At 62.6% G+C, this 19,989-nt stretch carries 16 protein-coding genes; 11 read left to right on the forward strand and 5 right to left on the reverse strand.

Annotation, left to right across the window (positions count from 1 at the left end; all coding sequences use genetic code 11):
• Positions 1-317 precede the first annotated feature (317 nt).
• Positions 318-680, forward strand: a complete 363-nt coding sequence (locus tag H7B90_RS03045; RefSeq protein ID WP_185134402.1) for a DUF1304 domain-containing protein — start codon at positions 318-320, stop codon at positions 678-680.
• A gap of 111 nt (positions 681-791) precedes the next feature.
• Here H7B90_RS03045 and H7B90_RS03050 read toward each other — a convergent pair whose 3' ends face one another.
• Positions 792-1,157 carry a DoxX family protein gene (locus H7B90_RS03050; RefSeq protein ID WP_185134403.1) on the reverse strand — a complete coding sequence of 122 codons (366 nt, stop codon included), beginning with the start codon at positions 1,155-1,157 and terminating at the stop codon, positions 792-794.
• Positions 1,158-1,333: 176 nt separating this feature from the next.
• Positions 1,334-2,200, reverse strand: a complete 867-nt coding sequence (locus H7B90_RS03055; protein ID WP_185134404.1) for a sigma-70 family RNA polymerase sigma factor — start codon at positions 2,198-2,200, stop codon at positions 1,334-1,336.
• Between the two features lie 299 nt (positions 2,201-2,499).
• On the opposite strand from H7B90_RS03055, the gene H7B90_RS03060 reads away from it, so the two are divergent.
• The 10 genes from H7B90_RS03060 (at position 2,500) to H7B90_RS03105 (ending at position 12,863) form a co-directional block, all read left to right on the forward strand.
• Positions 2,500-3,000, forward strand: a complete 501-nt coding sequence (locus H7B90_RS03060) for a sporulation protein (protein ID WP_185134405.1) — start codon at positions 2,500-2,502, stop codon at positions 2,998-3,000.
• A 74-nt stretch (positions 3,001-3,074) separates the two neighbouring features.
• Entirely contained in the window at positions 3,075-3,926 is an 852-nt protein-coding gene (locus H7B90_RS03065; RefSeq protein WP_185134406.1) for a helix-turn-helix transcriptional regulator, read from the forward strand.
• Between the two features lie 126 nt (positions 3,927-4,052).
• Positions 4,053-4,436: a VOC family protein gene (locus H7B90_RS03070; RefSeq protein ID WP_185134407.1), complete on the forward strand. Its 384-nt coding sequence runs from the start codon at positions 4,053-4,055 to the stop codon at positions 4,434-4,436.
• A 107-nt stretch (positions 4,437-4,543) separates the two neighbouring features.
• Complete coding sequence (locus H7B90_RS03075) at positions 4,544-5,218, forward strand: response regulator transcription factor (RefSeq protein WP_185134408.1); 675 nt, start codon at positions 4,544-4,546, stop codon at positions 5,216-5,218.
• Entirely contained in the window at positions 5,203-6,318 is a 1,116-nt protein-coding gene (locus H7B90_RS03080; protein WP_185134409.1) for a HAMP domain-containing sensor histidine kinase, read from the forward strand. Before H7B90_RS03075 ends, H7B90_RS03080 begins: the two co-directional genes overlap by 16 nt.
• 47 nt (positions 6,319-6,365) lie before the next feature.
• On the forward strand, positions 6,366-7,817 hold the full coding sequence (locus H7B90_RS03085; protein WP_185134410.1) for a serine hydrolase domain-containing protein: 1,452 nt from the start codon (positions 6,366-6,368) through the stop codon (positions 7,815-7,817).
• A 253-nt stretch (positions 7,818-8,070) separates the two neighbouring features.
• Positions 8,071-10,500 (forward strand): RNA polymerase recycling motor HelD, encoded by a 2,430-nt coding sequence (gene helD / locus H7B90_RS03090; protein ID WP_185134411.1) that lies wholly within the window; start codon positions 8,071-8,073, stop codon positions 10,498-10,500.
• Between the two features lie 223 nt (positions 10,501-10,723).
• Positions 10,724-11,251, forward strand: a complete 528-nt coding sequence (locus tag H7B90_RS03095) for a PadR family transcriptional regulator (RefSeq protein WP_185134412.1) — start codon at positions 10,724-10,726, stop codon at positions 11,249-11,251.
• 88 nt (positions 11,252-11,339) lie between these two features.
• A complete protein-coding gene (locus tag H7B90_RS03100; RefSeq protein WP_185134413.1) occupies positions 11,340-12,044 on the forward strand; it encodes an ABC transporter ATP-binding protein in 705 nt (234 codons plus the stop codon).
• 39 nt (positions 12,045-12,083) lie between these two features.
• Positions 12,084-12,863, forward strand: a complete 780-nt coding sequence (locus H7B90_RS03105; protein WP_185134414.1) for an ABC transporter permease — start codon at positions 12,084-12,086, stop codon at positions 12,861-12,863.
• A 132-nt stretch (positions 12,864-12,995) separates the two neighbouring features.
• Here the strand turns inward: H7B90_RS03105 and H7B90_RS03110 are convergent, their stop codons facing one another.
• From H7B90_RS03110 to H7B90_RS03120, 3 genes are all read right to left on the reverse strand, one after another.
• Positions 12,996-16,430: a CLIPPER-2 domain-containing protein gene (locus H7B90_RS03110; protein ID WP_185134415.1), complete on the reverse strand. Its 3,435-nt coding sequence runs from the start codon at positions 16,428-16,430 to the stop codon at positions 12,996-12,998.
• A gap of 18 nt (positions 16,431-16,448) precedes the next feature.
• Complete coding sequence (locus H7B90_RS03115; protein ID WP_185134416.1) at positions 16,449-18,761, reverse strand: DUF7948 domain-containing protein; 2,313 nt, start codon at positions 18,759-18,761, stop codon at positions 16,449-16,451.
• Positions 18,762-19,050: 289 nt separating this feature from the next.
• Positions 19,051-19,926: an alpha/beta fold hydrolase gene (locus H7B90_RS03120; RefSeq protein ID WP_185134417.1), complete on the reverse strand. Its 876-nt coding sequence runs from the start codon at positions 19,924-19,926 to the stop codon at positions 19,051-19,053.
• Positions 19,927-19,989: the final 63 nt, after the last annotated feature.

Below are 19,989 nucleotides of genomic sequence, written 5' to 3' on the forward strand. Positions count from 1 at the left end.
CGCCGTCAGGCGTTTTTCTTAGATGACTGGCGGTTCATCTACTTGATCGGCATTCGCGCGGTCAGCTTGGTCGTCATCTACTTGCTTGAACGATACCCGTTAAACGGAGTTCGGGTCGGCGGTTCGGCTATAAGGAGTAGGTAGGGAATAGTGGGGGAGGAGCGAGCGCTTAAGGGCGCTCTTTTTTCTGCAGACGACGGCCGAGGCGGCGTTCTTCGCGGAACGGCGGCCTTGTTTTTTATCGGATCGGCTGTATAATCGAATTAATCAATTGAATTGCATACAATCTAATTAAGTTTAAGCGAGGGGATAAGAAAATGACGATGATCAGTACCATTCTGGTCGTCCTGGTTGCCGTGGAGCATGTCTACATACTCGTGCTGGAGATGTTCATGTGGACTACGCCTAGAGCAAGAAAGGCATTCGGCACCTCCGAATCGTTCGCGGAAGACTCGAAGTCGCTTGCGGCCAATCAAGGCCTGTACAACGGATTCCTCGCGGCGGGTCTGCTCTGGGGGCTGGTTCATCCCGCGGGCGACATCGGCCACCAGATTCAAATCTTCTTCTTGGGATGCGTTCTCGTTGCCGCTGTCTATGGGGGCATGACGGCGAAGAGATCGATCCTCTTCGTACAGGGACTTCCCGCGCTCGCGGCGCTGGCGTTCGTGTTGATGGCGTAAGCTCGTCCATGAACCTGGAAGCGTCCATGCCCGCTTACTATACCGGAACAAAAGGATAAAGCAGGGGATAGCAAAAGGGCCTTCTCGTACAGAGAGGCCCTATCCGGAGCTTCAGAAGAAGGCGGTCAGATCGCTCGCATGCAGCGAGAGGATCGCGATGTTCAGCGCGGCGAACACGAGGGCCGGAGCTGTCTTGCCGAAGGGGTCGCGGACCTTCAGATGCACGAGGCAGGCGACCAGCATCGTGACGCCGAGCCAGACGCCGGCCCAAGCCGTCGCCCCGTCCGACCAGTAGCCGGCGACGAGCGCCGCGGCCCCGATCAACTGGACGACGCCGGTGACGACACGGAATCGCGGGGACAGTCCGAGATGCTGGAAGATATCGGCCCAGTATTTGGCCCCGACGACTTTGGCCGTGCCCGAGAACAGATAGTACGCCAGCAGCAAGCTCTGCAGAATCATCGAGAATAAGGTCATATGAATTCCTCCTCCAAATTTAGTTAGAGCGGGCGGCGCGTGGGAATCGGGCGCTGTAACGGAAGAATCGTCAGTTAGAGCAAGCCAAGTGCGCGAATGGGGCGCTGTAACGGATGAATCGTCAGTTAGAGCAAGCCAAGTGCGAGAATGGGGCGCTGTAACGGATGAACCAAGTGTCATTCGTCGAGAGCGACTAAATCCAGCTCCTCCAAGCGCGCCGCCTCGGAGATGACGTCGACCCCGACGATCTTGCCGTTCGCATAAGAGAGAGCGAGCACGAGAAGCAGCTGTCCGCCCGGAGATACGGCGACGCCGACTTCTCCGTTGACGAGCGCCGGATGCGCGGCTTTGGCGCGTCCGCCCATCAGCTGTTCGGCTACCGCGCGAGCGCCCCGCACTTCGCCCTCGGCGTTCTCGCGATCGCTGCGCAGCACCGCACCCGGATCGAGCACGGAGAGCAGCGCTTCGAAGTCTCCGGACCGGGCCGCCGCGAGGAAGGAATCCACCAGCGCCCGCTGCGCGCCGAGATCGGTCCCGGCCGAAGCCCGCGCCCCTTGCACGCGGCGGCGCGCCCGGCTGGCCAGCTGCCTGGCCGCGATCTCGGTCCGTCCCACGATAGGGCCGATCTCGGCATAGGGGACGGCGAAAATATCGTGCAGCACGAACGCGATGCGCTCTTCGGGATTCAGGGTGCCCAGCACCACGAGCAGCGCGATTCCGACGGAATCGGCGAGGATCGCCTCGCGCTCCGGGTCCCCTCCCGACTCGGGATCGATCGTCTGCCCGGCATCCCAAGCCTCCATCGATTCCTCGCGCCTCGCCTTGCGGGAGCGCAGCATGTCGAGGCATACCCTCGACACGACGGTCGTCAGCCATCCTCCGATGTTCTCGATTCCGGCCGCATCGGAGCGGCTCAGCCGCAGCCACGACTCCTGGACGGCGTCCTCCGCCTCGTTCCAATTTCCGAGTACCCGATAGGCGACCGACCGCAGATGGGACCGATGGGCCTCGAACTGTTCCGTAAGCCAATAAGCGTCATTCATGGCATTGAACTCCCTTCTCGACTGCTCTTATAAGGATGACGTATGGAATTTAGCCGACGTGACCGATATTCGCAAAAAAAACTATGATGACCCGTTCACAGCTTGAATGTGTACGAAAAAACATACAAATCCTTCTCGAAATGGCACCTCATTTGAATGTTGTATGAAAAATCATACAAATTCTGCTTCAGGAAGGCACATTCCTCGAAGAGTGTACGAAAAATCATACAAAATCTCATCTTCATGGATGATTTCGATGATGCTAATCGAAAAATCACACAAGTTTATCCGCTAATTGCTTGTCTGCGGCGGAACCCCCGGTCATTATCGCCTTCCGTTCGGGATCGTCCGCCGCGTCGGCCAACGGGCCGCTGCCGCCGGACGTCGAGCAGGAGCTCAGCCGGAGCGACAGGGACGAGGTGCGGGTGCTGCCGCATCCGATCGTCCAATGCTTCCTGGACGCCGTGAAGCTGCTCGGGCTTCGGTTGGAGGAAGTGGAGATCATGCGCGTTCCGCATCTGCGCCCGGAGTTCCCCTACGTGCAGGAATTCGAGTTCAAGCCTCGGCTTCCTTCGGCGCTCGAAGAGATCGAGTTTTATTACACCGCGGACGGCAGCGGGCAGGTGGATTTCTACCTGGAGATCGACCGCCATTCGAGAGGACGGGGCAGCCTGTTCTCCCGAGCGTTCGAAGAGGACGAACGCCATATCGCGCTGACGTTGACGGAGGACGACATCGGAGATCCGGAGGCTCTGGCGGACGAACTGGCCGGATGGATCGGCCCGTATCTGGAATCCTGAAGGAAGGCGCGTCGGGAAGAGCGGCCGGCTCGGCTCATTTTTGGAGAGCATAGGAAGGGGAGGTGTCCGGAGAGATGTCAGGCCAATATCGTCCGATTCAATCGCCCAAGCTGCAGCGGGAATCGGGGAGCTCCGAATACGAATACCGGGAGTACGATCCAAGCGAGAAGCTGGCGTCGCATGTCGCTTGCTACTGGACCATGGACTTCGATCCGGGGCGCGGAAGCCGGATGCATCGAATCCTGCCGGACGGCTGCGTGGACATCATCGTCGACCGGCGGGCGCTCTCGCCCCGCAAGGCCGCCTTCGTCGAAGGGCTGATGGCGACGTACGAAGTCCTTCGCTTCGCCGAAGCCCAATCCCTGTTCGGCATCCGTCTCTTCACGGAATCGGCGCCTTCCCTGTTGCGATATCCCATCTCCGCGTTTATCGGACAGCATGTATATATAGAGGAGATCTGGGGAACGGACGGTTTGTTCATGGTCGAGGAGATGCTGCTTGCCCATGAAGCGCCCCGAATCGTCGAGATCGCGGACCGCAAGCTGATCGATCGGCTGTCCGCTCGCGACGCTCCGGCCCATCCTCTCATTTATGCAAGCATGAAGGAGATGTACGCCTCGAAGGGGAGTCTCTCCACGGCGGACCTGGCCGATCGGGTGAGCTTCAGCGAGCGGCATCTGCGAAGAACCTTCGACCGCGAGCTGGGCTTGAGTCCGAAGGAGATGCTCGGCATCGTCCGCTTCCAGAGCCTGCTGCAGGACCTCTACGACGGCCTTTATCAAGGCGCCCGATCCGGGTTCGCGGATCTCGCGGCGAAGTACGGCTACTACGATCAGTCCCACTTCATCAAGAGCTTCAAGCGCTATTACGGAATGCTGCCCGGCCAATTGGCGAGAACGGACCCGGCATTACCCGACATCACCTGACATTACCCGGCATTACCCGACATGGCGCGACGGGCGGAAGAAGTCCGTTTTTTCCTATAGCCGCGACTCCGATCCGGGTATCCTTGAAGGGTAGCCTTGGCACTCAGGAATAGGAGGATGAGAGAGATGGGAATTCGATTGGATCAGGTCGGCATCGTCGTGAAGGACATGGGAAGGGCTCTGGACTTCTACCGCGTCCTCGGCCTCGACATCCCGGAGGGCTCTAACGACGAGATGCACGTGGAGGTGGCGCAGAGCGGGCTCCGGCTCGCCTTCGACAAGCAAGAAGTCGTCGCGAAGGCGTTCGGCGGCTGGGTCGAGCCGGTCGGCTATCGGGTCGAGCTGGCCTTCCGGTGCGACAGCGCCCAAGCGGTGGACGAGCTGTGCGAGAAAATAAAGGAGCACGGGTACGAAGTCCATCTCGAACCGTGGGACGCGTTCTGGGGACAGCGCTATGCGGTCGTGCAGGACCCCGACGGCAACCACATCAGCCTGTTCGCTCCGCTGTAAGCCCCTCTTCCCCGGCCCCTTCGCCGTCGATCCGGCGAAGGGGCTTTATGGTGCGGACCGTCGCGATTGTCTAGATTGTGCCGCTGCCTTAAACTGTTCCTATGACAATGACCAAAATTCTGATCATCGACGACGAGGCCGATCTTCGCAAGCTGCTGGCGGATTACTTCGAGCTCAACGGCTATTACGTGATGACGGCGAAGAACGGCGCCGAGGCGCTGCGCCAAGCGGAGAACCGGCCGGACCTGATTCTGCTGGACGTCAACATGCCGGAGCCGGACGGTCTTGAAGTGTGCCGGACGATCCGGCGCTTCGTGTCCTGCCCGATCCTGTTCCTGACGGCTCGCCTGGAGGAGGCGGACCGGATCGAGGGCTTCCGGGCCGGCGGGGACGACTACATCGTGAAGCCGTTCAGCCTTCTGGAGCTGGGCGCCCGGGTAGAGGCGCATCTGCGCCGGGAGACTCGCAGCCGGATGCAGACGACGATGAAGTTCAGCGAAGAGCTCGTCATCGACTATTCGGCCCGCGAGCTGATCTTCCGCGGCGTTCCGATCCCCTTGGCCAAGAAGGAGTTCGAGATCGTCGAGCTGCTGTCCATGAATCCCGGAATGACGTTCGATAAAGAGCGGATGTACGAGAAAATATGGGGTTTCGACGAGGAAGGCGACAGCGGCGTCATCGCGGAGCATATCCGGCGGATTCGCTCCAAGTTCAAGGAGCGCGGCTGCGAGAACCGAATCGAGACCGTCTGGGGAGTCGGATACAAATGGCGGCCGTCCTAAGCTGGCTGCGGCTCAAGCGCTTGACGCTGCTGCAATCGTTCATCCTGCTGTGCACCCTGACGCTCGTCGCCGTTCTGGCCGTCGTCGTCCTGGAGTTCAACTGGGCGGAGAGCATCCGGTCTCGGCTCGCGGACCGTTCCGCCGCGGACGAATGGGTGCTGTACGCGCTCGTCGGGACGATCCTCCTGACGATCGCCGCCGGAATCGTCCTGATGGCCGTCCTCTTCTACCGCTGGAAGCTGAGGGAGCCGCTCGGAATTCTGATGAAGGCGTCGGAGAGAATCTCCGCGAACGACCTGGGGTTCCGGATCTCGTATGACGGCAAGGACGAGATGGGCGAGCTGTGCCGCGTCTTCGAGAAGATGCGCGGGCAGCTGGAGCAGAATTACAAGACGCTGTGGCGATCGGCCGAGGAGCGCAAGCGGCTGAACGCGATCTTCGCCCACGATCTAAGGACGCCTCTATCCGTTCTCAAGGGGTATTCCGACTTGCTGACCGCCTATCTTCCGGGGAACAGCCTGCCCGCGGACAAGCTTCTCGACATGATCCAGACGATGAAGGTTCATATCGTGCGCCTCGAGAGCTACGCGGAGGCGATGAATTCGATTCAGAAGCTGGAGGACCTGCCGGTGCGGATTCGGGAGATCGAGACGGATCGCCTGACGTCGCTGCTGGACGGCAGCGCCCGGCAGATCGCCGCCGGCTTCGGGAAGACCGTCGAGTCGTCCGCGGACGCGGATTCGGACGCGGACTCCGTCGCCGTCGACAGGGATATCTTGATGCAGGTGGTCGAAAATATGGTCGCGAACGGAGCCCGGCACGCCTCCAGCCGGGTAGACATTCATTATCGCGCCGGGGGCGGACAGTTCTCCGTCACGGTCGCGGACGACGGCGAAGGCTTCTCCGACGAGGCGCTTCGGAAGGCCGCGCTCCCGTTCTACCGCGGGGAGGCGCCGGAGTCGAACGAGCACCATGGCTTGGGCCTCTATATTTGCAAGGTGCTGTGCGAGAAGCATGGCGGAAGCCTGTTGATCGAGAACGGCTCCTCCGGCGGCGGCCGCGTCACCGCGAATTTCGGTACGGGGTTGATAAATCGTTGATAATTGTCCGTTAGCATTCCCTTATCACCGGATGAGGGAGTGCTACGATGGCAATCGCGTTTAAGAAATTCAGTCTCATGATGGGTTGTATCCTTCTTATCTTGGCCTGCTGGGCCGGCCCCGTATCCGCGGCGGAGTCCCGAAGCGACGCCGACCTTCGGCGGGAGATCGACGATTATGTCCGCAGCAGCTTGAGAGCGAACCCTATTCCGGCCGCGGCGCTGGCCGTCTCCCGGAACGGAGAGACGTTCTACGCCCAAGGCTACGGCACCGACGGGGACGGCCGCGAGATCACCGGGAGCACCCCGTTCCCGATCGCCTCGCTCAGCAAGTCCTTCACGGCGCTGGCCGTCCTGCAGCTGGCGGAGAAGGGGCTCGTCGATCTCGACGCGCCGTATGCCACTTATTTTCCCAACCTGGCCCCCAAGGACGAACGCGTCCGGAAGATTACGGTCCGGAATCTGCTGAATCAGACGAGCGGGCTGAACGACAAAGCGAATCCCGACATGACGAGGTCCCCGCAATACCGGTCGCTGGAGGAGATTAACCAGGCGCTTGACGGCGTCAAGCTGGCCCATGATCCGGGTACGGCCTACAGCTACCATAACCCCAATTATCAGTACCTGGCCCGACTGGTGGAGCAGGTCGGCGGACGGAGCTTCGCCGATTACCTGAAGGACAACGTGTTCGAGCCCTTGGGAATGAACCATACCTTCAACGTCGGCACGACGAGGCAGATCGTCGACAATCCCGCCATACCGCGGGGACATTACGTCTTATGGGGGCGGCCCGTCAGCCGGGAAGAGCCGCTCTGGTTCATCGACGGCCCCGCCGGGATCGTCTCGACCGCGGAAGACATGGCCCGGTGGATGCAAGCCCAATACGAGGGGCGTCTTCTCGGCCCGGAGCTCATGGAGGCTTACCATCAAGCCGGACCGATCGGGCCCTACGGAATGGGGTGGATCGCCGAGAAGGACGAGCGGGAAGGCCGGACGATCTCCCACAGCGGCATTCTGTGGACGTACAAGGCGGAGGAGACGATCTTCCTGGACCGGAAGCTCGGCATCGCGATGATGTTCGATTCGGGGTTGAACGCGTTCGTCGACTACTCGGCTATCGTCGAAGGGGTCGCCAAGATCATGCGGGGCGAAGAGGCCGGCATTCCTCTCGCGAACGGCAGGAATATCGAGACGGCGCTGATCGCGCTGACGGCGGCGACGATCGGATGGGGCGTCTACTCGATTCTTCGCCTCCGCCGGAGACGCAAGCGTATCACGACTGTCCGGTTGGTCGTATCGACGGTCTTGAGGCTGCTCCCGGCGCTGATTCTCCCGCTGCTGTCTCCGATCCTGAGCTTCGTCGGGGGCGGCCGGGTGGTGCCTTGGTTCGGGATCTGGACCCTGATGGCGTCCTTGATCGTCTGGCTCGCGGCGCTGGCCTTGGCGAACCTCGCGAACTTGGCCTGCCGCTACCGGCTGTACTTCCAAGCCCGGAGATAAACGGCTTAAACGCAAAAATCGCCTGCCTCCGATTCCGGAGACGGGCGATTTGACATGTAAGGTCGTTCGAGGGCAAACGGGTTGCGTCCCGAGATGGACTATGGTAAGATGGGAGGACCTATGCAGCTCTAATTCGTGTAGGCATAGTTAATCCATCTTATCTTTACACTTTAATCTTATCACAGGGCGAGCCGCATTGTCAAACGTTCTTTTATGAGGAATTCGAATTCGAAGAGAGGGGCGTGTTCGGAAGATGATCGACGAGAAGGATTGGGAGCAGGAGCAGAAGCGTCTGGAGGACGTGACGGAGAAGCTGCAGGCTCGAATCGCCGAGCTGGAGCCGGAAGTGGCCGGGCTGGGCGAGCAGGCGGGGGACATTCGCAAGCGGTTCTGGGAGGAGGTCACCGTCAACACGAGCACCCAGGAGGACTTCGAGGAGACCTTCTACAGCATCCGGCAGCAGGAGGCGCTGCTGTCGGAGCGGGAGCGCAGCCATCGGCTGCGATTGCAGCAGTGGAAAAGCATGAAGCGGCTGCTGCCGTCCCCCTACTTCGGCCGCATCGACTTCCATGAGGACGGCACGAACTTCGCCGAACAGGTCTACATCGGCGTAGCCTCCTTCGTCGATTCGGACGGCTTGAACTTCCTCATCTACGACTGGCGCACGCCGATCGCCAGCATGTATTACGACTTCTCCCCCGGTGCGGCCTCCTACGACACGCCGGGCGGCCGCGTCGAGGGAACGATGAAGCTGAAGCGGCAGTACCAGATCCGCCGGGGCCAGCTCCGGAGCGTGTTCGACACCAGTCTGACGATCGGCGACGAGCTGCTCCAGCAGGCGCTCGGCCAAGGCGCGGACGCCCAGATGAAGAGCATCGTGGCGACGATCCAGAAGGAGCAGAACGCCATCATCCGCGACGAGAAGAGCCGGATGCTCATCGTGCAGGGAGCGGCCGGCAGCGGGAAGACCTCCGCGGCGCTTCAGCGGGTGGCCTATCTGCTCTACCGGCACCGCGAGAAGCTGAAGGCGGACCAGATCGTGCTGTTCTCCCCCAATCCGATGTTCAACAGCTACGTCTCCACCGTGCTGCCCGAGCTCGGGGAAGAGAATATGCAGCAGACCACCTTCCAGGAGTATCTGGAGGTATGGCTGGGCCGGGAGTTCCGCCTGGAGGACCCGTTCGATCAGATCGAGTACGTCCTGACGGAAGAGGCGGCGCCGGGATACGAGGCGCGGCTTCGGGGCATCGAGTACAAGGCGTCCGAAGCGTACCTTCAGGCGCTGCGGAACTATTCGCAGTGGCTGGGCGATCGGGGCATGCGGTTCAACGGCATCCGGTTCCGGGACCGCGAGCTGATCTCCGCCGAGCGGATGGCGGCCCAATTCTACGGCTACGATCGCTCGCTTCGCTTGGCCAATCGCGCGGCCCAGCTGCAGGAATGGCTTCTGAAGGAGCTCTCCGAGCTGGAGCGCCGGGAGCGGGAGGCGCCTTGGGTGCAGGAGGAGCTCCATTATCTCGACAAGGACCAGTATGCCGAAGCGTTCCGCGAGCTGCACAAGGAGAGGGGCGTGTTCGACTTCGCCGAGCAGTACGAGGAGGTCCAGGAGAGGCTGAACAAGCGGAGCCGGCGGGACGAGGGCGACTTCGACTACGCCGACCGGGAGGAAGAGCTGCTGCGCCGCGAGATCGCGAGGGAGAGCTTCAAGCCGCTGAGGCGAAGCGTGAAGCGGATGGAGTTCGTCGACAAGGCCGGGCTGTACGCCCAGCTGTTCGACGGCGACGCGGACGCTTACCGGACGAGGACGAACGGGGCCGAACCGCCCGAGTGCTGGCCGGAGATCTGCGAACAGACCCGGGAGAAGCTGGGCCGAAGCGAGCTGTTCTACGAGGACGCGACGCCGTACCTGTACCTGCAGGAGCTGGTCGAGGGCGTGCGGACGAACACGGAGGTGCGGCATGTCTTCGTCGACGAGGGCCAGGATTATTCGATGTTCCAGTACGAGTATTTGAAAAAGCTGTTCCCCCGAGCCCGAATGACCGTGCTCGGCGACTTCGGGCAGGCGATCTTCGCCCAGGCCACGGAGCTGCAAGGCGCGGAATCGCCTCTCCTTCGGCTGTACGGAGAGGCGGACGCGAGCGTGTTCCGCCTCGTTCGCAGCTACCGCTCTACCCGCGAGATCGTGGAGTTCACGAGAGCTCTGCTGCCGGGCGGCGGGGAGATCGTCCCCTTCGACCGAAGAGGGGAGAAGCCGCGCCTGTTCCGGGCAGATAACGACGAGCGCCGGGCGGCGCGAATCGCCGAGGATCTGGCGGCGCTTCAGGCGGAAGGCTTCGCTTCCGTCGCCGTCATTACGCGAACCGCGGCCGAGAGCCAAGAGGCCTACGACCGCTTGGCCGCTCTGGGGTGCGAGTCCTTGCAGCTGGCGACGAAGAAGACGACGGCCTACGGGAAGGGCACGCTGGTCATCCCCGCGTATCTCGCCAAGGGCGTCGAATTCGACGCCGTCCTGATCTATGACGCTTCTTCGCGGACGTATCGCCGGGAGAGCGAGCGCAAGCTGTTCTACACGGCCTGCACGCGGGCGATGCATCGGCTGCGGTTGTACGCGGCGGGGGAGTGGACGCCGTTCGTCCGGGAGCTGGAGGAGTCGTTGTACGAGTCGGATGGGGTTGTCGGGTAAGCCGGGCGAGACGAGCGGGAGATGAAGCCGCACGGGAAGGAAGGGTAGGCGGGGACCGGGCGCCTTTGAGAATGGGAAAGAGAAGGAGAACGGAACGTTCGACTGTTCTCGGGTGCCCGGTTTTCCGAATGGCGATTGACACTCCTTGCCGGCCATGGTATAGTCGACCCATAACCAACGTTGGATATTATTTCTTGAGTATGCGTGGAACGAGGTTGGAACCGTGGCGAATCTCATCATTCTGGCTCTGCTTCGCGACCGTCCGATGCACGGCTACGAGATCCAGCAGATGATCCAGACGAGCCGCATGGATGAATGGGCGAACTTGTTGTCCGGCTCGATCTACTACGCTCTGAACAAGATGGAGCAGGAAGGCTTGATCCGCGCGGAAGCGGAGGAGCGCACGGGAGCTCGGCTTCGGAAGATATACGCGATCACGGAGAAGGGCGAGGAGCTGCTCGGCCGGCTGGTGCGGGAGTCGCTTACGCTGATGCCTCATTCCGTGAAGTCCGACTTCTCGGTCGGTCTCAACTGGATCGAGACGATTCCGCGCGAGGAAGCGCTCGGGCTGCTGGAGCGGAACCTGCGGCAGGTGGAGGAGACGCTGGAGCATTGGCGGCGGGGCAAGGAGATCAAGAGCGGCTACGGCCTGTCTCCGATCGCGCTCGCTTCGTTCGATAACGCCATGGCCATTCTGGAGCAGGACATCCTTTTTATCAAGAAGATTATGAATTTGCTCGGGCAATCCTAGAATCGAGAATCGCCGTGGGGAGCGGCGACTTTCTTTTCGGCTAATATCCAACATTGGATATATTACATTGGACAAAGGAGATGGATTCATGCAAACGTTGATTCAGGCGGTCGGATTGGTGAAGAGATACGGCTCGCGCACGGTGGTGGACGGACTCGATCTATCGATTCGCCAGGGCGAGGTGCTGGCGATCATCGGGCCTAACGGAGCCGGCAAGTCGTCCACGCTCGATATGGTTCTCGGCTTGAAGAAGCCGGATGCCGGCCGCGTCAGCTATTGGCGCGAGGACCCGGCGCGGTATATCGGCGTCCAGCTTCAGTCGACGCCGTTCTTCCCCGGATTCACGGCGCTGGAGAACATGCGGATGTTCGCCGCCTTCTACGGGCTGCGGCCGACCGATTCGGAGCTGCTCGAGCATCTGGGGCGGTGCGAGCTCGGGGAGGCCGCCAGGACGGACGCCGCCCGCCTGTCCGGAGGGCAGCAGAAGAGACTTGCGATCGCGATGACGCTCATGCACCGGCCGCAGCTGATCTTCCTGGATGAGCCGACGGCGGCGCTGGATCCCCGGGCCCGTCGGGAGGTGCGCGGCTTGATCCGGTCGCTGGCGGATTCCGGCACGTCGGTCGTGTTCACCTCGCACGACATGGAGGAAGTGCACAAGCTGGCCAGCCGGATCGCGTTGATCTGCGGAGGAAGGATCAAGGCCTCCGGCACCGCCGAGGAGCTGCTGGCGACGCACGGCGCGGACAGCTTGGAGGAGCTCTATATCCGGCTGACGGACAACGCTCTGTAAGAGGGCGGGAGAAGAAGAGAACAGGGAGGACGACGATTGATGTTGACGATTATTCGAACGATGCTTGTCGGTATTTTCCGCGATGCCCACACGCTGGTCTGGACGATTGTTTTTCCCGTCGCCATGCTGCTCGGATTAGGCCTCTATATCGACGACGCCGACTATTCCGAGCGCTTGCTCGCCGGCGTGCTGACGACCAACGTCCTGTTCGGCGCCGCGATGGTCACCGCCTTCTACGTCATGGCGCACCGCAACCGCGGCATCTACAAGCTTCTGCGCGTGACGCCGTTCTCGACGGCCGCCTTCATCGGCGCGAATACCGCCGCCCGGACGGCGCTGACGCTGCTCGTCAGCGGGGCGGTCGTCGTCATGAGCGTTCTGGCGCTGGGCGTGAAGCTGAGCGGGCTCGGCCTGGCGCTGATGCTCGCGATCTTGATGATCGGCGCCGTATGCTTCACGGCCGTCGGGTTCATCGCGGCCAATCTCTCGAAGAACGAGAGCGACGTCAATATGATCTCGAATCTGATCAGCTTCCCGATGCTGCTGACCAGCGAAGCCTTCTACAGTCTGCAGAACGCGCCGGATTGGCTGCGGACGGTCGGCCGGCTGCTGCCCTTCCACTACTTCGTGGAAGCGATGGGGGCCGCCGTGGGGCAATCGGTGGACATCGGCGACGTTCTGCCTCCGCTGGGCATACTGGCCGGCTTCGCCGGGTTATGCCTGGGCATCGCCGTGTACACGTTCCGTTGGGATGCGGACGGAGCGGCGTATCGGGCGGGCAAGCGGGCGGCCGGATTCCGTCCGGGCGCGGAGGGATGACGGCGCGGAAGAGCGTCGCGTGAGATGCGGGAAGAGAACCGGAAGCCAGCGCCTTGGCATGAGGATCAGGGGGGCAACGGCCCCCTAGAAGAAGAATCGCCCGCCTCCGGCCGCGGAGACGGGCGATTCGCTTTATTCCTCTTCCTCGGCGAGGACCTTCACCGACGCGCTGGCTTCGCGGACCGGTCCGTTATCCGAGACGAGCGTGACCGGACTGACGATGACGGTGTCTTCCTCGACGTCCGGAAGAACGAACGGCACTCTCAGCGTCTCGCTCGCCCCGACGTCGAACTCGGCGATCCGCAGCTGAATGCCGAGCAGCGGGGCGGACAGCCGCGCGTTCAAGAGCGGAACATTGCCCGTGTTGCGGGCTTGAATCGTGAAGATAACCGTCTCGCCCGGTCTCCCGACGGCGCGGTCGACCGTCTCGGTCAGCGACGCGTCCGGAAGCGCCTGCGTCCGCACGGCGACTTCTTCCTGCTGCAGCGGCGTCTGGTCGGAGAAGACGGAGACCGTGTTCCGGAACGTCGTCGCGCCTTCCGTCCCGGCCGGAATCGGCAGCTGCAGCGTGAATACGCGGCGCTCTCCGGGCGCGAGCAGCGGGATAACCGTGCGGAAGCCGACCAGCGGATCGAAGACCCGCACGTTGGTCAGCGCGAGGTTCGTGACGTTCGCGACGGTGACGGTCTTGATCACCGTCTCTCCCGGCCGAGGATCTTCCGGCCGCGCGTCGACCTCCACTTCCGGCAGCTCCGCGGGCACGGCGACGATCACTCTCGCTTCGTCCCGCACGGGCGGAGACCCGGGGGGCTGCTCCGGCCACGCGACCGTGACGCGGTTCGCGATCACGGTTCCCTGCGTCGTGCCGGCCGGCACCGTGAACGCGAAGCTTACGATCTCCGTCTCGCCGGGCGCGATGACGGGTATCGTCCGCTGCTCGCCGGTGAGCGAGTCGCGAACGACAACGTCGGTCGCCGGATTCTCTCCCGTATTCGCGACTTCGACCGTATAGCGGATCGTCTCGCCCGGCTCCGCATCGCTCCGATCCAGGCGCTTCCGGACCGCGAGCGTCGTTGTCGCGACGGGCGCCGTCCGCACAATCACTTCGGCGATCGTCTCCACGGCCGGCGTCTGATCCGAGGCGGCCGTGAACGTGTTGACGACCGCGCTGCCGATCGCCGCGTCCGCGGGCACGACGAACGTAACCGTTCGGGTAATGGTGGCGTTGGCCGGCAGGCTGGCGATCGTCTCGCTCAGCCCCAGCAGCGGATCCGACAGCACGACGTTCGTCTGAGGAATGTCCAGCAGGTTCGTCACGGTCAGCGTATAGGCGACCGTCTCGCCGGGAGCCGCCGCGTTGCGGTCGGGAAGCTTCCGAATCCGAAGCGACAGGCCCGGAGGCGCTTGGACGGTCACTTCGGCGATCGTCTCCGCCGGCGGCGATAGATCGGAGCTGGCGATGAACGTATTCCGAATAACGCTGCCGACCGCCGCGTCCGCGGGCACGACGAACGTAACCGTTCGGGTAATGGTGGCGTTGGCCGGCAGGCTGGCGATCGTCTCGCTCAGCCCCAGCAGCGTGTCGGTCAGCACGACATTCGTCTGAGGCACGCCGAGCAGATTCGTCACGGTCAGCGTATACGTGACCGTGTCGCCCGGAGCCGCCGTATTGCGGTCGGGAAGCTTATGAACCAGAAGCGACGGGCCCGGGGGCACTGCCACGATAACCTCGGCGACGGCCTCGTGCTCCGGCGTCTGGTCCGAGACGGCCGTGAACGTATTGACGATCGCGCTGCCGATGGCCGCGTCGGCGGGAACGACGAACGTCAGGGTCCGGGTGACCGCGGCGTTCGGCGGCAGGACGGGCAGCGTCTCGTTTAATCCGAGCAGGGCATCGGTCAGCACGACATTCGTCAGAGGAATCGGGAGCAGATTCGTCACGGTCAGCGTGTAGACGACCGTGTCGCCCGGAGCCGCCGCGTTGCGGTCGGGAAGCTTCTGAATCAGAAGCGACGGACCCGGGGGCGCCTCCACCGCGACCTCGGCGATCGCCTCCAGCGTCGGCGTCTGGTCCGAGGAGACCGTGAACGTATTCAGAATGACGCTGCCGATCTCCGCGTCGGCGGGAACGGCGAACGTCAGCGTCCGGGTGATCGTTCCGTTCGCCGGCAGGCTGGCCACCGTCTCGCTTAATCCCAGCAGCGCATCGATCAGCGCGACATTCGTCTGAGGCACGCCGAGCAGATTCGTCACGGTCAGCGTGTAGGCGACCGTGTCGCCCGGAGCCGCCGCATTGCGGTCGGGAGTCTTCTCGATCGCGAGCGACGGGCCCGGCGGCTCCAGCACGACGACCTCGGCGATCGTCTCGAGCGTCGGCGTCTGATCCGAGGAGACCGTGAACGTATTGAGGATGACGCTGCCGGCTTCCGCGCCCGCGGGAACGGTGAACGCGAGCGTTCGGGTAATCGTCTCGCCCGGCAGGAGGGCAGGGATCGTCTCGCTCAGCCCCAGCACCGGGTCGTTCAGCGCGATATTCGTCTGGGGCGCGTTCAGCAGATTCGTCACGGTCAGCGTATAGAAGACCGTCTCGCCCGGCGCGGCCGCCGCGCGGTCCGACTCCTTCGACAGCGTCAGCCCGAGCCCCGTTACGGTCACGAGCGATTCGACTTCCTGGGGTCCGGTCTCGGCCGTCAGAACGCTTAGGATGTTGACGAGATCCGAACCGACCGGGGTGTCCCGCGGGACGACGAACGCGAAGACGAGCTCGCGAACTTCCCCTACCTGCAAATCGGGTTCGAGCCGGTCGATTCCGAGCGTCGGGTCGACGATCCGAATGCCGGTCAGCGGCACGTTGCCGATGTTCTCCAGCCTGACGACGTATTGGATCGTCTGGCCCGGCGCCACGGAGGCCGTCTCCGGAATCTTGTCGATCCCCAGACGAGGATCGGCGAGCACCGTCACCTCCGTAATGGAGAATACGGGCTCCGTCTGATCGCTGACGGCCGCCGCCGTATTGACATACGTCTGCGGCGGCGTCTCCAGCGGAACGAAGAACGGCACCGAGAAGACTTCTCTTTGTCCGACGAAGAGGATGGGAATAAGGGCTTCGAACCCGGTCAGATCGTCCGTTACCCGAACATTCGCAAGATCCGCGTTTCCGGTATTGACGACCTCTATCGTAAAATGCACGGTCTCGCCTGCGGGAACGACGCTGCGGTCGGCCGACTTGAAGATCTCCAGCCGGGGAACGGGCAGCACTTCCACCGCGGTCCCCACTTCCTCCGGCTCGGAGAGATTGTCGGCGGTAATCGTCACGATATTGGAGATCGTCAGCCCCGCCTGCGCGTCCGGCGGAATGACGAACGGCCAATCGATGACGAGGCCCATGCCGGCCGGAATATCGCCGATGAATTGATCCAGCCCGATCAGCGGATCGACGATGCGGACATTGAACAAGTCGCCGTTCCCGTGATTCTCGAGCACGATCGTGAAGATGACCGTGTCCCCGGGAGCGGCCGCGGGCGGATTCGCGAGTTTGACGGCGACCAGGACCGGAGTCCCCGTCACGAAGATCTCGGACTCCGCTTAAATCGGATCGGGGAGCTGATCGGCTCTGACCCTTACGATATTCCGGAGCGGCCCGGTAGGGGCGTCGAACGGAACCTTAAATTCGAACTTGAAGATCTCGACCGCGAAGGGAGGAATCTCGGGAACGAAGTGGAACACGCCGAGCAGAGGATCTTCGATGATGACGTTCGTGAGGGTAGCCCCGCTCGGGTTGTGGATCTCGATAAAGTAGGTCACGAGCTCGCCGGGGCGCACTTCGAACCGGTCCGGGAACTTGAAGACCAGCGTCCCCAGGCTCAGGCTGAACTTCGCGACGAAGGCGTCCCCGCTTCCGCGAAGGAAGGTCTGGAACGCGCCGGGAGTGACCGGGAAGTTGGGGGAGAACGTCTGGCCGGTCACGTACACGCTGCCGAACGGATCGACGGCGACGCCGTAACCCGCGTCGCTCGAGCTGCCGCCCAGGAACGTGGAGAAGACGAGCGAACCGCCGTCTATGTTCAATTGGGCCAGGAAGGCGTCCCCGCCTTCGGTGAAGTGCTGGAACGCGTCGGGGGTGACGGGGAAGTTGAACGATCCGGTCGCCCCCGTGACGTATGCGAATCCCGAGCGCACGGCGATGCCGTTGCCCGCATCCGTCTCGCCCCCGCCCAGATAGGTGGAGTATACCAGGTACGAGCCGTCCGGGCTTAGCTTCGTGACGAACGCGTCGGAGAACCCGCCGCCGTAGAAGGGCTGGAACGCCCCCGGCGCGATCGGATAGTCGGTCGAGGTCGTGCTCCCCGTCACGTAAGCCTGGCCGAACTCGTCGACGGCGATGCCCCGGGCCTCGTCGTCCCCGCTGCCCCCAAGGTAGGTCGAATACACAAGCGCGGACCCGTTGAAGTTCAACTTGGACACGAAGGCGGAGATGGCGCCGAACCGATCGATCTGGAACGCCCCCGGCGTGGTCGGGAAGTCGGGGGAGGTCGTCTGCCCCGTTACGTAAGCTTCGCCCGAGAAATCTACGGCGATGCTGCGCGCCTGATCGATCCCGAGGCCTCCTCCGAGGTAAGTGGCGTACTCCAACGCCGATCCGTCGGGGGTCAGCTTCGCGACGAAGGCGTTCTCGAGGCTGCCGGCAAGGCCGGGCTGCAGCGCGAAGGGCGAGACGGGGAAGTCGAAGGAGCTCGTCGCGCCCGTCACGTAGGCGTTCCCGATGCCGTCGACGGCGATGCCGAATCCGGTATCCACTCCTTGACCGCCCAGGAACGTGGAATAGATCAGAGAGCTGCCGTTCTGGCTTAGCTTGGCGACGAACGCGTCTTGATTGCCGCCTATGAACGGCTGCAGGGCTCCGAACGTGGTCGGAAAATCGGGCGAAAGAGTCTGGCCGGTCACATAGGCGTGGCCAAAGTCGTCTACCGCGATGCCGTTGCCCTGGTCCTGGCTGCTGCCGCCGAGGAACGTGGAATATTCAAGGGCGGTGCCTTCGGGATTGATCTTCGCGACGAACGCGGTCGTGGAGGCGCTGACCGAGGGTTGGAAGGCTCCGGGGGTAATCGGAAAATCGAACGATACGGTCTGCCCCGTCACATAGGCGCTGCCCGCGGCGTCTGCCGCAAGGCTTAAGCCGGCATCCGTATCGATGCCTCCAAGGTAGGTGGAATACGTCAGCGTCGGATCGATCACGAGCTCCAGGTCCGGGCGATACCCCTCCCCGGCCGCGAAGCCGTACACGCACGGACCTTGCCCTTCGAGCATAACGAAGCGGCAGTCTACCGGAACCTTGCGGCCGTCCGCCCATTGATAGCCGACGGGCTTCTCTTCCGTCAGAACGCCGCGGGCCGTATGGATCAGCAGGTCCCCTTCCCGGCTCAGGGACAACCCTTCCGCGCCGCGGTAGACGAACCGGATCCGGTCGAGACTGGCCCCGGGCTGGACGACGACGTCGTATTTGATTGTCCCCTCGTTCCCGTAGAAGACGAGGTCGACTCCCGGCCACGGCTCCCGGTAGACAATCTCCCGATAAGTCGGAAGGCCCGTCTTCCACCCCGCCGGATCGCCGCCGATCAGATAGTGGACTTGCCCCGAGTCCGGCCGGCGCCCTTCGATTCGCGAGGCCGGGTCCGCCCCGAGGAAGCGCAGGGAGAGCGCCATCCCCTCCTGCCGACCCGTCCTTTTCCCTGACAAGACGAACTGAACCTCATCGGCCGAGAATCCGACTTGGCAACCGGGCTTGCCGGAGATATAGCGGATCTCTTCCCGGGTCTGGCCGACATTCTCCACGAAGGTCAGCGGAATGTTCCAACGCTTCTCCCTAGGCGCCCGGCGCCGGGCATGGTTAGGCAACACAGATGTCCCTCCCGCAACATGATTTGGAATTTCCGAGCAGAATCGCCACTGATTACATGTATGATCCGAATCTTATCGTTATTACGGCGAAAGGGTTAGAGACCAGGCGGCGCGGCGCGTATCGAATGGGGGGACGGCGCTGTCCGAACCCTGCATCGACGCGGACATCGCGGGGCTTCGGGCGAGTCGTTCCTGATCGGCGAAATAGCGTCTCCTCGATTCGTTAGCCGCCGCTGGACGCGGGAGCAGAAGGAAGAGGCCATCCCTCCGGGGACGACCTCTTCGCCTGTTATCGGGACAGCAGATGCTTCATCAGCCAAGGCTTGATCAAAGGCAGGACGGCGGCGGGCTGCATGGCTCGGGTATGGTCCATGCCCGGTCCTTCCACCATTGCCACGTCCCAGCCGAGGGACTCCAACTTCTCTTGATTCCTTCGCGCAATTCCGCCGATATCCACGGTCACGCTTCCGAAGCTCTCTCCGTAGACGATAGTATCCTTCTCTCCCGCGAAGGCAAGCCGGGGCATCTTCAGACGATCCTGCACGGCCTTGTCGTTAAAATCCGTCAAGCTTCGATACAAGGTGTAAAATTGTTTGGTCTGATCGGGGGCGATCGTCACCCGGACGTTATTCCAGTCGATCTCGTCGGGGGAGGCAAGAGATTCAGGCGGCTGCTCGGGAACGTTCCGATTGCGCAGAGCCTGCTCGTAAGTCTTCTCCGTGACGATCAGCATCTCGCGATAAGGTCCTTCGTACGGCGGATAACCGCCCATGATCAAGCTGTCCAGCCTGTCCGTTCGGATCGCCAATTGCAGCCCGGCCAAGGCGAGCCAGGAGTACCCGTAGTAACTGAAGGTTCCGACGTCCGTCGCATCGGCGATATGCAAGAGATCCGCGGCGAGAGCGTCCGGCGTCAGCCGGTCCGGCCGGGGATTCTCGAAGAGATGGGTCTCGTAATCGAAATGCAGCACCCGGAACTCGTCGGACAGCCCTTCGACGAGGCGCCGGCCTAATTCCGGGTCGACTCCCCACGCTCGCAAGCTGTCGGCTTCCTGGCCGAAGACGGATCTCTTGGCTCCGGGCAGCATCACGACCGGGCCGGAAGGGGCCCCGGTCAAGCCGACCTCCAACTTGGAGCCGTCCTGCAGCGTTACGGTTCTATTCATACAGACCCTCCCATTCGGTTTTATGCTTCTACTCTACAACATTCATGCAATCTTCCGGTTCGG

It is taken from the genome of Cohnella xylanilytica, assembly GCF_014212175.1.
In the GTDB taxonomy this organism is placed as follows: Bacteria; Bacillota; Bacilli; order Paenibacillales; family Paenibacillaceae; genus Cohnella; species Cohnella xylanilytica.

Coding starts and splice junctions, on each gene's coding strand:
- H7B90_RS03045 (WP_185134402.1), top strand. CDS start 318: ATGACGATGATCAGTACCATTCTGGTCGTCCTGGTTGCCGTGGAGCAT.
- H7B90_RS03050 (WP_185134403.1), bottom strand. CDS start 1,157: ATGACCTTATTCTCGATGATTCTGCAGAGCTTGCTGCTGGCGTACTAT.
- H7B90_RS03055 (WP_185134404.1), bottom strand. CDS start 2,200: ATGAATGACGCTTATTGGCTTACGGAACAGTTCGAGGCCCATCGGTCC.
- H7B90_RS03065 (WP_185134406.1), top strand. CDS start 3,075: ATGTCAGGCCAATATCGTCCGATTCAATCGCCCAAGCTGCAGCGGGAA.
- H7B90_RS03070 (WP_185134407.1), top strand. CDS start 4,053: ATGGGAATTCGATTGGATCAGGTCGGCATCGTCGTGAAGGACATGGGA.
- H7B90_RS03075 (WP_185134408.1), top strand. CDS start 4,544: ATGACCAAAATTCTGATCATCGACGACGAGGCCGATCTTCGCAAGCTG.
- H7B90_RS03080 (WP_185134409.1), top strand. CDS start 5,203: ATGGCGGCCGTCCTAAGCTGGCTGCGGCTCAAGCGCTTGACGCTGCTG.
- H7B90_RS03085 (WP_185134410.1), top strand. CDS start 6,366: ATGGCAATCGCGTTTAAGAAATTCAGTCTCATGATGGGTTGTATCCTT.
- helD (WP_185134411.1), top strand. CDS start 8,071: ATGATCGACGAGAAGGATTGGGAGCAGGAGCAGAAGCGTCTGGAGGAC.
- H7B90_RS03100 (WP_185134413.1), top strand. CDS start 11,340: ATGCAAACGTTGATTCAGGCGGTCGGATTGGTGAAGAGATACGGCTCG.
- H7B90_RS03105 (WP_185134414.1), top strand. CDS start 12,084: ATGTTGACGATTATTCGAACGATGCTTGTCGGTATTTTCCGCGATGCC.
- H7B90_RS03120 (WP_185134417.1), bottom strand. CDS start 19,926: ATGAATAGAACCGTAACGCTGCAGGACGGCTCCAAGTTGGAGGTCGGC.